Annotated in this window: 14 protein-coding genes; 7 read left to right on the forward strand and 7 right to left on the reverse strand. The window is 61.0% G+C overall.

The window, feature by feature from the left end:
- Positions 1 to 44: 44 nt before the first annotated feature.
- Genes AAXE93_RS00620 through AAXE93_RS00635 form a run of 4 tightly spaced genes read right to left on the reverse strand, consistent with a single transcriptional unit; the run spans position 45 to position 2,348 of the window.
- Positions 45 to 227, reverse strand: coding sequence for a hypothetical protein (locus AAXE93_RS00620; RefSeq protein ID WP_390127268.1), 183 nt, complete (start codon positions 225 to 227; stop codon positions 45 to 47).
- A gap of 17 nt (positions 228 to 244) precedes the next feature.
- Positions 245 to 1,378: a CobW family GTP-binding protein gene (locus AAXE93_RS00625; protein WP_390127270.1), complete on the reverse strand. Its 1,134-nt coding sequence runs from the start codon at positions 1,376 to 1,378 to the stop codon at positions 245 to 247.
- Positions 1,379 to 1,397: 19 nt separating this feature from the next.
- On the reverse strand, positions 1,398 to 1,688 hold the full coding sequence (locus AAXE93_RS00630) for a 4a-hydroxytetrahydrobiopterin dehydratase (protein ID WP_115161708.1): 291 nt from the start codon (positions 1,686 to 1,688) through the stop codon (positions 1,398 to 1,400).
- A 42-nt stretch (positions 1,689 to 1,730) separates the two neighbouring features.
- The gene (locus tag AAXE93_RS00635) at positions 1,731 to 2,348 is read right to left on the reverse strand and encodes a secondary thiamine-phosphate synthase enzyme YjbQ (protein WP_390128617.1); all 618 of its coding nucleotides are present in this window, start codon (positions 2,346 to 2,348) and stop codon (positions 1,731 to 1,733) included.
- Positions 2,349 to 2,400: 52 nt separating this feature from the next.
- Here AAXE93_RS00635 and AAXE93_RS00640 point away from each other — a divergent pair, with 52 nt between their 5' ends.
- The 5 genes from AAXE93_RS00640 (at position 2,401) to AAXE93_RS00660 (ending at position 5,929) form a co-directional block, all read left to right on the forward strand.
- Positions 2,401 to 2,808, forward strand: a complete 408-nt coding sequence (locus tag AAXE93_RS00640; RefSeq protein WP_114987985.1) for a thiol-disulfide oxidoreductase DCC family protein — start codon at positions 2,401 to 2,403, stop codon at positions 2,806 to 2,808.
- Positions 2,809 to 3,006: 198 nt separating this feature from the next.
- On the forward strand, positions 3,007 to 4,515 hold the full coding sequence (locus tag AAXE93_RS00645; protein WP_390127273.1) for a carboxypeptidase M32: 1,509 nt from the start codon (positions 3,007 to 3,009) through the stop codon (positions 4,513 to 4,515).
- A gap of 62 nt (positions 4,516 to 4,577) precedes the next feature.
- A complete protein-coding gene (locus AAXE93_RS00650) occupies positions 4,578 to 5,165 on the forward strand; it encodes an inorganic diphosphatase (RefSeq protein ID WP_114987983.1) in 588 nt (195 codons plus the stop codon).
- A 224-nt stretch (positions 5,166 to 5,389) separates the two neighbouring features.
- The gene (locus tag AAXE93_RS00655; protein ID WP_390127276.1) at positions 5,390 to 5,608 is read left to right on the forward strand and encodes a hypothetical protein; all 219 of its coding nucleotides are present in this window, start codon (positions 5,390 to 5,392) and stop codon (positions 5,606 to 5,608) included.
- A 3-nt stretch (positions 5,609 to 5,611) separates the two neighbouring features.
- Entirely contained in the window at positions 5,612 to 5,929 is a 318-nt protein-coding gene (locus AAXE93_RS00660; RefSeq protein WP_390127278.1) for a L,D-transpeptidase, read from the forward strand.
- Here the strand turns inward: AAXE93_RS00660 and hemC are convergent, their stop codons facing one another.
- Positions 5,930 to 6,883, reverse strand: coding sequence for a hydroxymethylbilane synthase (hemC, locus tag AAXE93_RS00665; RefSeq protein WP_390127280.1), 954 nt, complete (start codon positions 6,881 to 6,883; stop codon positions 5,930 to 5,932).
- A gap of 137 nt (positions 6,884 to 7,020) precedes the next feature.
- On the opposite strand from hemC, the gene AAXE93_RS00670 reads away from it, so the two are divergent.
- A complete protein-coding gene (locus AAXE93_RS00670) occupies positions 7,021 to 7,488 on the forward strand; it encodes a hypothetical protein (RefSeq protein ID WP_390127282.1) in 468 nt (155 codons plus the stop codon).
- Between the two features lie 192 nt (positions 7,489 to 7,680).
- On the opposite strand, the gene rpoD is transcribed toward AAXE93_RS00670, so the two are convergent.
- Entirely contained in the window at positions 7,681 to 9,075 is a 1,395-nt protein-coding gene (rpoD, locus tag AAXE93_RS00675; protein WP_390127284.1) for an RNA polymerase sigma factor RpoD, read from the reverse strand.
- Positions 9,076 to 9,380: 305 nt separating this feature from the next.
- Between rpoD and priA the strand changes: the two genes are divergently transcribed.
- The gene (gene priA, locus AAXE93_RS00680; protein ID WP_390127286.1) at positions 9,381 to 11,630 is read left to right on the forward strand and encodes a primosomal protein N'; all 2,250 of its coding nucleotides are present in this window, start codon (positions 9,381 to 9,383) and stop codon (positions 11,628 to 11,630) included.
- On the opposite strand, the gene AAXE93_RS00685 is transcribed toward priA, so the two are convergent.
- Complete coding sequence (locus AAXE93_RS00685) at positions 11,631 to 12,689, reverse strand: DUF3153 domain-containing protein (RefSeq protein WP_390127288.1); 1,059 nt, start codon at positions 12,687 to 12,689, stop codon at positions 11,631 to 11,633. It abuts the gene before it with no gap.
- Position 12,690 lies beyond the last annotated feature (1 nt).

A 12,690-nucleotide genomic window follows, 5' to 3' on the forward strand; every position in this document is an offset into this window, starting at 1 on the left:
ATCCCCCGCCGCAGCGGAGGATTGGGGAAAAAGAATTGATGGTTTCAGCGTTGGTGATGACGCACCGGGATGGGCACAAGCACCGGCTGACGTAAGCCGCCACCGCCGTTGTCATCATCGGAATCAGCCAGAAGCCACAGCAGCAGGCTGGCAAGAACAAAAAACGTTCCAAGCAGCAGTGGTTCGACCATTGAGGTTTCTCCCATGGCACGCACAATAAGCACCATTCCTGGGTTCTGCTGAATCAGCTGAAACCTTTTCCTGCATCCGGTGCCACACAGGCCTTGAGTTGCTTCCGCAGTTTGTTGTGGTCGATGTTGCGGCCGATCAGCACCAATTGATTTTTGCGATCACCGGTCCAGTCGGTGTCGTCGATGGAAAAGCGTTTGCCTGCCAGATGGAACACATGGCGGCGTTCGCTTTCGTTGAACCACAAGACTCCTTTGGCCCGGAACACCTCCTGGGGCATCTGGTTGTCGAGGAAGTTTTGGAACTTGCGCAATGCAAAGGGCCCATCACTCTGGAACGACAGGGAGGTGAAGCCCTCGATGTCCTGGTGGTCACCCTGCTCATGGCTGTGGTGATGATGTCCGTGGTCATGACCGTCCCCATGGCTGTGGCCGTGACCGTGGTCATGCCCATGCCTGTGATCGTGCCCATGGCTGTGGTCATGCTCATGGTCATGGCTGCAGTGGCCATGGTCGTGGTCGCAGTCGCTGTGATCCAGGCTCGGATCGTCGGCGGGAGAACTCACCTTGTCGGATTCGAACAGTCCAACGCTGAGCAACAGGGCAAGAGGCACCTCCCCTTTCACCGACCGCAGGATCCGCGCATCGTTCTTGACGGCTCTGAGTTGCTGTTCGACGCTCTCAAGCCGCTCCTCTGAGACGAGGTCGCACTTGTTCAGCAGCAGGATGTCGCCATAAATCACCTGGGCCCGGCCAACTTCCGTGTCCAGAACGACGTCGTCGAAGTTTTCTGCATCGATCAAGGTGATGATCGAATCCAGGCGGGTTTGGTCCCGCAGCTCACTGCCAATGAAGGTCATGGCCACCGGCAGGGGATCGGCCAGACCGGTGGTTTCCACGACGATGTAATCGAGTGGCTCGGGCCGTTCAATCACCCGTTCCACCGCCTCCATCAGCTCGTCGTTGATCGAGCAGCAGATGCAACCGTTGCTCAGCTCCACCATGTCTTCATCGGTGGTGACGATCAGATCGTTGTCGATACCGATTTCACCGAACTCGTTCACCAGCACCGCGGTCTTCACCCCCTGCTGATTGCTCAGGATGTGATTCAGCAGCGTGGTTTTTCCCGCTCCGAGGAAGCCGCTGAGGATGGTGACCGGGACGCCGGGACTGGCTGGTGCGGTGGTCATGCGCAAGGACCCTCTCTACTCATGCTGGCAGCAGAGCGTCAATGGCGCTGGCCAGCTCCACATCCAGGCTGCTGAGGCCGCCGAGATCATGGGTGGTCAGGTCGATTGAAACGCGGTTGTAGACGTTGCTCCAGTTCGGATGGTGATTTTTGGATTCGGCCAGCAAGGCCACCTGTGCCATGAATCCGAAGGCCTCCACGAAGCTGTTGAACTGCAGATCGCGGTGCAGCCTGTCTCCGTTCACAACCCAATTGGGCAGGGTTGTGCTGAGTGCCGACTTCTGGGCGGCATCGAGAGGTTCAACTGGCATGGAAGCCCTGAATCACCCCTCCATCGTGGCTGGAGCCGGTTGTCAGTCGCTCAGGTCATGCAATCGATCAATCATCAGATCGGTGTCGGTATCGACGCCGTCGTCGGTTTCCCAGGCGTTGGGGTTGTGGCGGGCCTGAATGGCTTGATTGATTCGTTCGCCATTGCGCAGGCTCAGCAGGGTTTGCGGCGTGGCTGAAGTGTTCTGCGTGGTGCTTCCAGGGGTGGGGCGGCTGGAGGATTCACCGAACAAGTGGCAGGCGATCGTTCTGGTGTGAGCAGCGCTGCGGTGCTCCCAGAGGTAAACGGCTTGCCAGGTGCCCAGCAGCAGTTGCCCCCTGCTGACGCTCAGGTTCAGGGTTTGGCTGGTGAGCGCGGTTCGGATGTGGGCCGGCATGTCATCAGCTCCTTCGTCGTCATGGAGATAACGGCGGTGTTCTGGAACGGCATCGGCCATCCATGCATCCAGGTCCTGCAGCACCCGTGGATCGGCGTTCTCGTTGATGGTGAGGCTGGCGCTGGTGTGCAGGCAGGTGAGATGCAGAACGCCCTGGTCCAGACCCGTGCTGCGGATCCAGGTGTTCAACCGCCCGTCCAGTCGGGTGAATCCTCGTCCCGGGGTTGCCACTGTCATCTGATGCAGGATCTGCTGCACGCCCACCGCTCTCCAGCGTTCTTTCCTTACTTTGCGTGCTGCAGCACCGTCTGAGTCCATGGCCAGCCCATCTGCCCCCGATCTGACCCTGCTGTTTGACGGAGGTTGTCCGTTGTGTGTGCGCGAAGTTCGCTTTCTGCAGCAGCGTGACCGTCAGGCCCGGCTGGCTTTTGTCGACATTGATGCCTCTGATTACGACGCAGCGGCCCATGCCGGCATCAGTTACCGGGTGGCCATGGGCCGCATTCATGCCATCACAGGCTCCGGGGAGGTGCTGCGGGATGTGGCCGTCTTCCGTGAGGCGTATCGCCTGATTGGTCTGGGGTGGCTTTACGCACCGACCCGCTGGCCTTTGATCGGCAGCGTGGTCGATTGGGTCTATGGGATTTGGGCCGCCCGGCGGCTTCAGATCACCGGGCGCGCCGACCTTGAGACCCTGTGCCAAGGCCGCTGTGAGCTGAACTGACCGGTTATTACCGAACGGTCTGTGGTTGTCGGTAGATCAGCTTGAGCGGCCAGAGAGCCATGGGCAGGGCGATCCCCAGGGCCAGCTGCAGCATCAATCGGCGCATGGGTCCAGAACGTCTGAACCGCTTCACCATGGCCTGCATCGCTGCTTCGATGCCACTCCAAGTGTCGTTAGGGTGATGGAAAAGGGGGCGAGATGGCTTCTGCCGCAACGGCTTGGGGGCAGCTGGGCGCCCATCTGAGAGAGACGCAGCTGCTTGGCTCGATTCAGAGCACCCTGTATTGGGACCAGAACACCCGCATGCCTTCTGCCGGGGCGTCCTGGCGAGGTGAGCAGCTCACGCTGCTGGCGACCCAGCTTCATGCTCGTCAGAGCTCTGCGGCCTATGCGGAACTGCTGGCCGCAGCGCGTCAGCATTGGAATTCCGCTGAGCGATGCCCTGAGCAGGGCCGCAATCTGGATCTGCTGGAACAGGACCTGCAGCGGCAGCAGTCCCTCGATCCAGCCCTCGTCGCCGCCTTGGCCAAGGCCAAGGCCGAGGGTTACAACCGGTGGCAGCAGGCTCGATCGGCCTCTGATTTCAGCCTCTTCGCACCGGCGCTTCAGACCCTGATTGATTTGCGTCAGGAGCAGGCCAAACAGCTGGATGAGCCGCGCTCCTGTTGGGAGACCCTGGCGCAACCCTTCGAACCGGATCTGCGTCTGGAGCGTCTCGAGGCCTTGTTTGCTCCGTTACGACAACGGTTGCCGCAATTGGTTGCTCAGGCATCCACCCGGCCACGCCCACGATCAGCGGACTGGGATCTCGAGGAGTCCAGCCAGCAAGATCTCTGTGATGAGCTGCTCGGTGCCTGGGGCCGCAATCCCGCCATCACCTGCTTGGCACGTTCGCCTCACCCCTTCTCGATCACGTTGGGACCGGCGGATTACCGCATCACCACGCGTGTGGTGCCAGGCCAGCCCTTGTCGTGCTTCCTGGCTACGGCCCATGAATGGGGCCATTCCCTCTATGAACAGGGGTTGCCGGACCAGAGCCACCAATGGTTCGCCTGGCCTCTGGGACAGGCCACCTCGATGGCGGTGCATGAAAGTCAGTCGCTGTTCTGGGAGAACCGTGTTGCCCGGAGCCGTCCGTTCGCAGAGCAGTGGTGGAAGCGTTTTGCGCAGGTGGGGGCTCCCTTCAGCGGAACCCAGGACATGTGGCAGGCGATGAATCCGATGGCGCCTGGTTTGAACCGGGTGGAGGCTGATGAACTCAGCTATGGCTTGCACATCCTGATCCGCACGGATCTCGAGATTGCTCTGCTGGAGCAGGGTTTGGCGGTGAACGATCTCCCAGACGAATGGAACCGGCGCTATCAGGAACTCCTGGGGGTGCGGCCGATGAACGATGCCGAGGGATGCCTTCAAGATGTGCACTGGAGTGAAGGCCTGTTTGGCTATTTCCCCTCGTATCTGTTGGGGCACTTGATCAGTGCACAGTTGAGCGAAGCGATGGCGGAGGCCATCGGGTCTCCGGAGGAGCATGTGGAGCGCGGCGATGTCACGCCCTTGCTGGCTTGGCTGCGTGAGCACGTTCACCCGCTCGGACGCAGTGTGAATGCCGATCAACTGGTGGAAAGGGTCACCGGTCGGCCCCTGAGCACCGATGCCTTCCTTGACTATCTGGAGAACAAGCTTGATCGGCTTCAACCGGCCCCCTAGCCGCGTGCAACTCGACGGGCTGAGGCGGCCCGTAGGATGCGCCGCGCTGTCCATCGCCGTTTATGGCCAACCTCGATCAGGCACCCAGCCGCAGCATGCCCAACCTGCTGCACGTGCTGCCGGCCTTCGCTGATGAAGCCGAACTTCGTCTCAACACGATCGTGGAGCTCAACTCCAACACGATCAACAAGTACGAGCTGATCACCGAAACCGGCCATCTCAAGCTGGACCGCGTTGGTTACTCCTCGCTGGCTTACCCGTTCGCTTACGGATGCATTCCCCGCACCTGGGATGAAGATGGCGATCCCCTCGACATCGAAATCGTTGGTGTCACCGAGCCCCTGATTCCTGGTTCGATTGTGGAAGCCCGCATCATCGGCGTGATGACCTTCGACGACGGTGGTGAAGTCGACGACAAGGTGATCGCTGTGCTTGCCGACGACAAGCGCATGGATCACATCAAGAGCTGGGAAGATCTCGGTGAGCACTGGAAGAAAGAGACCACCTACTACTGGGAGCACTACAAGGATCTGAAGAAGCCTGGCACCTGCTCGGTGAACGGTTTCTTCGGCACTGAAAAGGCCGTTGAGATCATCAAGAGCTGCGAGGCTCGCTACATGGCTGAGATTGATCCCAAGTTGGTCGACTGAACGCGTCGGCGATCGACTGCTGATCAGGCGGGGGACACTCCCCCGCCTTTTTCATGGCTCAGCGTCCGGCTCAGCAGCATCGAAGATCCTTCGATTGGGATGGACACCTCTCGTGAGACAACAGAGCTGAAGGAGGACGAAGTCGGGTCTTTGGTCTCGACCATGAGACCAAAGAGATTCTGAAGAGTTCAGTTCCAAGGCTGCTGCTGTTTTTTCTCGCAGCAATGAACACGTTGAGACCAGTGGGTCTTGTGCATCTCATAAAGTGGTCGTTGATGCCGACGCTGTTGGCTGGCCTGTTGGCGGGGTCTGTTGCTCCATGCCTTGCTGCTGAACCTTTTGAGCTGGCCTTGCGTAAACCTGCTCATGCGTCGCGCATCGTGCTTGACCTCAGCAAGCGACAGATCACCCTCATGCGGGGCGAGCAGCAGCTTGGGGCCTGACCTGTGGCGATCGGAGATCCCAAAACCCCCACCCCAAAAGGGGAATTCGCCATCCTCAACAAGAAGGTCAATCCGATCTATGTGACCCATAAGTCGGGTCAGCGGGGGGAGCTGCGCGGACCCAGCAGGCCGATTGGGGATCGCTACATGGTTTTTCACCGCAATGGCCGCGGCGAGTTTGGGATCCATGGAACGGCGTGGCCGCACTGGGTTCAGATTCGCGCTGCCGTCAGCCTGGGCTGCGTGCGCATGCTCAACAGCCACATCCGTCAGCTGTTTGATGCTGTGGACGTGGGAACGCGTCTGGAAGTTCGCAGTTGATCAGGCTTCTGGGCGGACGGTGTCGAAGATCTCTTTGAGGATCTCGCCAGCACCCTGACCTTTGAGGGTGTTGGCCAGAGAGATGCCGATGGCTTCAGCGTCGCTTGCTGCGCCACTTGCCTGGTCGCGGATCAGACGTTTTCCATCAAGGCTGGCCACCATCCCGGTGAGGATGAGTTGATCACCTTCGAAGCGGGTGTTCACGCCGATGGGCACCTGGCAGCCACCTTCCAGTTCCCGCAGGAAAGCACGTTCGGCCAGGCAGCGCTGGGAGGTGGGGGTGTGCTCCAGCACTTTGATCGCCTCAAGCACTTCGGGCTTGCCCTCCACGCATTCAATCCCGAGGGCGCCCTGACCAACGGCATGCAGAGAGATGTCGCCGGGGATCAGCTGGTGGATCCGATCGCCGAAGCCAAGCCGGCCCAGGCCTGCCGCAGCCAGGATCAGACAGTCGTAATCGCCGCTGTCCAATTTTTCCAGGCGGGTGATCACGTTCCCCCGAACGTCCTTGAAGATCAGGTGGGGGTAGTGGTGACGCAGTTGAGCCAGGCGGCGCAGGGAACTCGTGCCCACCACAGAGCCTTCGGGCAGGGTGTCGAGTTTGTACGCCTGGTTCTTGGTGTTCACCACCAGGGCATCGGCCGGGTCTTCCCGTTCGGTGATGCAGCCGAGCATCAGCCCCTCAGGAAGGTTGGTGGGCAGGTCTTTCAGGGAATGGACGGCGATGTCCGCACGGTCCACCAGCATCTGGGCTTCCAGTTCCTTGGTGAACAGGCCTTTGTCGCCGATTTTGGCCAGGGCGACGTCCAGGATCTTGTCGCCCTGGGTGGCCATGGCTTCCACCGTGATCTTCAGGCCGGGATGGGCCTTCTCCAGTTCCGCTTTCACCCAGTTGGTTTGCACCATGGCCAGCTGGCTGCGTCGTGAGGCGATGCGCAGTTCGGTGAGGGCCATGGAAAGGGCGAATCAGCCGCCCAGCCTACGCTTTTGGCCTTGGATTCTTTGGTTTGCCTTCACGAGGTTGTGAAGCTTTGAAAGGGAAGATCTCTTTATGAAGAACGCTTAACATTTGCGGGCGTTGCAGCACAGTCATGCCCGGACCCGTCGTCAATGGCGTTCGTCAGGCCGGAGCAATTGGCTCTGTTGCCCCCGACTCGCAAGAGCAGGAGGCCATGCTCCCCCTGGTGGCTGAGGGTTCCATCCGGCTGATCCTGTTGTGCAGTGGCGATGTGCTGATGGCGCGGCTGCGCCACACCACCGATCGCGATGGAGATCACGCGTATCAACTGCTGCGGCCCCGTCTGGTGCGTTCAGCCGCAGATGCCTCACACGATGCTCAGCCCAGTTGGTTGCTTCAGCCTTACCTGGAGGGGCTGACGTCGCAGCACAATCTGGTGCTGTTCAAGGGGGCGGTTGCTTCCGTGCTTGAACCGGATGCTCGCCTGCTCCAGGCCTATGCACTTGAAACTCGCCAGGAGTGTCCTTTGGAGGAAACTCCGGTGGAGCGCCTGAAGCGTGCTTTTCAGGAATTCACGGAGACCTTCGATGCAAACCCCTGAACCTGTCGCACGGTCTCTTTCTATTTACTAAAGGAAAACCCCAGTCATGGACTGGGGTTTGATCTCTTCCGTGTGAGGAGGGCGTCTCAATTCCCTCAAGCACTCTTATAGGAGCCCTCTGCTCCATTCAGCTAGGGGGAATGTACTTATGTATTACTCCCGTGACCGTTTGGTCACGGGCCCAGTGCTGGCTTACTTGATGTATTCCTTGAGCACCCCATTGCGGTTGGGGTGGCGCAATTTGCGCAGGGCCTTGGCTTCGATCTGACGGATCCGTTCACGGGTCACATCAAAAATCTGACCAATTTCCTCGAGGGTCTTCATCCGCCCGTCGTCCAGGCCATAGCGCAGGCGCAGCACATCGCGCTCGCGGGGGCTGAGGGTGGCCAACACACCTTCCAGGTCTTCACGAAGCAGGTTCTTGGCAACGTCCTGCTCGGGATTTTCGATGTCGGCTTCGATGAAATCACCCAGGCGGGAATCCTCTTCCTTGCCGATGGGGGTCTCCAGGGAGATCGGCAGCTGGGCGCTCTTGGCGATGAAGCGCAGTTTTTCGATGGTCATTTCCATCGATTCCGCGATTTCCTCTTCCGTTGGCTTGCGGCCGAATTCCTGGGAGAGAACCTTGGTGGTCTTCTTGATCCTGGAGATCGTTTCGTAGAGGTGCACCGGCAGGCGGATGGTGCGGCTCTGGTCGGCGATGGCGCGTGTGATGGCCTGGCGAATCCACCAGGTGGCGTAGGTGGAGAACTTGTAGCCCTTTTCGTGGTCGAACTTCTCGGCTGCACGAATCAGGCCAAGGCTTCCTTCCTGAATCAGGTCTTGGAAGCTCAGGCCCCGATTCATGTACTTCTTGGCAATCGAGACCACCAGGCGCAAGTTGGATTGCACCATCTTTTCCTTGGCCCGTCGGCCCAGCATCAAGCGCCGGCGGAAGCGGATGAGCGGCATTTCCACCAAGGCCGCCCACTCTTTGTTGTCAGGTTCCCGGCCGTTGTCGCTTTCAAATTGAGCGGCCAGATCCTCGAGATAGAGAAGATCGGCGATTTTGCGGGCCAGTTCGATCTCTTCGTCGGGACGCAGCAGGCGGATCCGACCGATTTCCTGCAGATAAACCCGGATGGAGTCTTCGGTGTAAACGCCTTTGGGGCCGATCTTGATGCTGGCCAGGGCTTTGGCCTTGGCTTCCTTCTCAGCAGCTGCGGTTTTGGCTTTCTCCTCTGCGGTTGGCTTCGCTGCCGCTGCTTTGGTTTTTGATGCCTTGGCTGTTGAAGATTTAGTCGCGGTCTTCTCGGTGGTGGCTGCCTTCTTGGTTGTGGTGGCCTTTTTCGTTGTGGTTTTGGCTTTGGTGGTTTTCGCTGCAGCCTTTTTGGTGGTTCCCGAGGCCTTGGCTTGATCTGCAGCGGCGAGCAGTTCGTCGGCTGCGGCGCTCAGGTCCTTGGCGCTCGCCTTGCTGGTTCGTCGGCGTGCAGGGGTTTTCTTGGCCTCTTTTTCGTCGGAACTCTTGGCGACTTCCTTCACCTTGCCGTCAGCATTGGCCAGAAGAACGATGTCCGGCTTGGCAGCTTTGGTGGCAGCAGGGGTCATGGTGTTAGTCGAAGTCGGATAGAGGGGAGATGCAACAGCGGCAACAACGCACCAACGGCAATGGCCGGAACATGGAACTTCCGTTCAAGCGAAAGAAAACAACACAGCTGACGCTGAGATGGAGTTCATGGGCTGATGGTGGTGTCCGCGAGTCGACGAAACGCTTGGACTGATTGTGTCTGTGCTGTCCGGGGTGGTCTCAGACCGGTCAAAGTGGCAAGGAACAAGGCCTTGACTTCAGACTCTGTGTCTTCCCTCTGGATCGAGCGCAGGGTTGGCAGAAACTCTCCAACCTGTCCACGTTAATGAAGTCTTCCGAAGTTTGCAAGGTCCTGTCGCATTCGCGGCGATGCGTTGAGGTCTGGCTGGAGGCTGGGCGGGAAGGACGCTCCTTCAGTTACGCCGCAGATCCCAGCATGGGATTGATGCCGGGAGATCTGGTGCGGGTGCGCCTCCGGGGTCGAGCCATGCATGGACTGGTGGTGGCGGAGCGGGAGTGGGCTGAGCAGGATCCTCTGGAGCTGCAACCGGTGGAATCGCTCCTGCAGCGAGCTGCTGTCGATTCGGATTGGTACAGCTGGCTGGAGCGGGTGGCGGACCGTTGCCATCTCAGTGTCTTCCGCACCTTGAAGGCGGCTTTGCCATCGGGCTGGATTGGTCAGGCCGGCCAGCGTTCCCTGGCCGGCGGGCGTCAGATGTGGTGGATCCAGGCCCAGGTCCCCCCTGTTGCAGCGAACCCACCCACCCCTCGCCAGCGGGAGCTTCTGGGCTGGTTGGAGGGCCAGGGCGAAGGTGCTTGGCAACGGGACCTGGTGGCCAGTGGGTTTGGGGCGCAATTGCTGCCGCCGCTGATCCAGCAGGGCTACCTGGTGCGTGAGCAGCGTCGTTGTGAGGACAAGGGTTCCTCAGCTGGTTCTGGCCCCCAGGAGCTTCCCCAGGCCTTGACGGCTGAGCAGCAGGACGTGGTGAAGGCCTACCAACAGCTATCCCTGGGGAGAGGACTGCTGCTCTGGGGAATCACCGGCTCCGGCAAAACCGAGGTGTACCTCCAACTGGCTGCCCAGGAGCTGGAGCGGGGCCGGCACGTGCTGCTGCTCACACCCGAGATCGGATTGATCCCCCAACTCGTTGACCGTTGCCGCAAACGCTTCGGCTCGCGCGTCGTGGAGTACCACAGCGGTTGTGGTGACGCCGAACGGGTTCGAACCTGGCGCCGCTGTCTTGCTGCCGAACAGCCGTTGGTGGTGGTGGGAACCCGCTCCGCGGTGTTCGTGCCGTTGAAGCCGCTGGGGCTGGTCGTTCTGGATGAGGAGCACGACAGCTCTTACAAGCAAGACGCACCCATGCCCTGCTATCACGCCAGGGACCTGGCTTTGGACCGGGTTGTGATGCAACAGGCACGGCTTGTGCTGGGCAGCGCCACGCCGTCGCTCGAGAGCTGGATTCAAACGGGGCCCGAAGGTGCCTTGACCCTTGTGCGCCTGACCCAGCGAATTTCCCGGCAGTCCCTACCGCCTGTGCATGTGATCGACATGCGCCATGAGCTGGCCGAAGGACACAAGCGTCTGGTCAGTCGCGCCTTGATGGCTCGTCTTGCGGCGCTGCCGGAGCAGGGCGAACAGGCTGTGGTTTTGGTGCCTCGTCGGGGATATAGCCCCTTTTTGAGCTGCCGCAGTTGCGGCGAGGTGGTGATGTGCCCCCACTGCGATGTGGCGCTCACCGTTCACCGCAGCAAGGCCGGACGTCAGTGGCTGCGTTGCCACTGGTGTGACCATCGTGAAGACCTGGAGAACCGTTGCAGTCACTGTGGTTCCACGGCCTTCAAGCCATTTGGGGCCGGGACGCAGAAGGTGTTGGAACTGCTCTCTCAGGAGCTCGAAGGCCTTCGTTTGCTCCGCTTTGACCGCGATTCCACCGGGGGGCGGGATGGCCATCGACGCCTGTTGGACCGTTTCGCTGCCGGAGAGGCCGACGTCTTGATCGGCACGCAGATGCTGGCCAAGGGCATGGATCTGCCGCGGGTCACCCTGGCGGCAGTGCTCGCGGCGGATGGGCTTCTGCACCGCCCCGATCTCCGCGCAGGAGAGCAGGCCCTGCAGTTGCTGTTGCAGTTGGCGGGCCGTGCCGGGAGAGGTGAGCGACCGGGGCAGGTGTTGGTGCAGACCTACACCCCAGAGCATCCGGTGATTCAACACCTGGTGGATGGTCGCTATGAAGCGTTCCTCTCCCAGGAGGTGGCGCTCCGTAAGGAAGCGGGTCTGGTGCCCTTCAGTCGCGCTTGTCTGCTACGACTGTCTGGAGATTCCCCCAGCAAAACAGCAACGGCGGCAGCGGTGCTGGCGGAGCGGATCCGGCCGATTTGTCAGCTCCAGAGCTGGTGGTTGTTGGGTCCGGCCCCGGCGCCTGTGGCCCGGGTTGCTGGCCGAAGCCGATGGCAGCTGTTGCTTCACGGTCCGGCGGGCTCCCCGCTTCCGCTGCCTCCGGGACAGGCCCTCTGGGATGGCTTGCCCAAGGGTGTGGCGCTCACTGTGGATCCCGACCCGCAGCAGCTTTGATCAGGAGGGCAGTTCAGGGAAGCCAAAGCCCAGCTTCCGACGCACCACCTGCAGCACCATGCTGCTGATCAGCAGCATCAGGATCACCACTCCCCCCAGGCCAAGCGGATTCCAGCGCCAGCCCTGCCAGCTGACTTCGGTGGTGGTGCCGGAAAGAGCCGTGCGCTCCACCTGCCCTTGGTTCAGGCTCAGATGAACGTCGAGCCCGGGGATCTCGGGCAGATCGCTGAGATCCACCATCAGCTGCACGTGCTGCTGCACCCCTAGCAGCCAGTTGCGTTCTTCGAGCTTGAGCGTCGGTGGCGGGAGTGAGACTCCAGCCGCGCGACCAGCCACGGCAACCACGGCCGCCATCTGTTGCGCCAGCTCGTGCGATGAGGCAACACGGCTGCTGATCTGTTGACGTCCTGGGCTTGTTTGTTCGATCTTCAGCCAGGGCACTTCCTGTTGCAGGTCTCGCTCGAATTGCTCTTGCCAGGGCAGCGGGCGTTGCTGGGTGCTCCGCACGTCCCAGGTGAGGGCCAGTCGATCCGGGCCGCGAAGGTCGAGATCAGCCTCGATGCGGACGCAACCACTCAGCAACAGCGTGATCCCCAGCAGAACCGCCATCACCAGCACGGCGAAACCAGCCGCCGGTGAACGCGTCGGCCCCGTGGGTGGTGGTGGCGGGGGTTCGGGACGCCGCGACCGCCGCCGCCGCATGGTGGAGGTCTGCCCGCTGCCAGAGCCATTCAGCTCCAGTTGCGGCATGCGCATCGACCAGCGTTCTGGACGATCCAGGCTTGGGGCTTCAAGAACCCCGAGCAGTTGTTTGGCCTGCTGGCGCAACTTGGCATCGCGGCAGCGACTCAGCAGCCTGCAGGTGGCGATGGCTTGCTCGTCCTGCCCCTGGCCCATCCAGGCGGTGATCATCAGGAGCCGAATGCCCGGCCCCTCCGGGCTGTTGAGCGGGTGTTGCTCCGCCAGGGGAAGAAGCAGCTCCAGGCCCTGGCCGTAGTCCCCTCGCTCCAGGGCTGCCTCCGCTTCAGAGAGGTCCAGTGCTGCGTCCTGCTCGCTCACC

This window comes from Synechococcus sp. HIMB2401 (assembly GCF_042883245.1).
Lineage (GTDB): Bacteria > Cyanobacteriota > Cyanobacteriia > PCC-6307 > Cyanobiaceae > Parasynechococcus.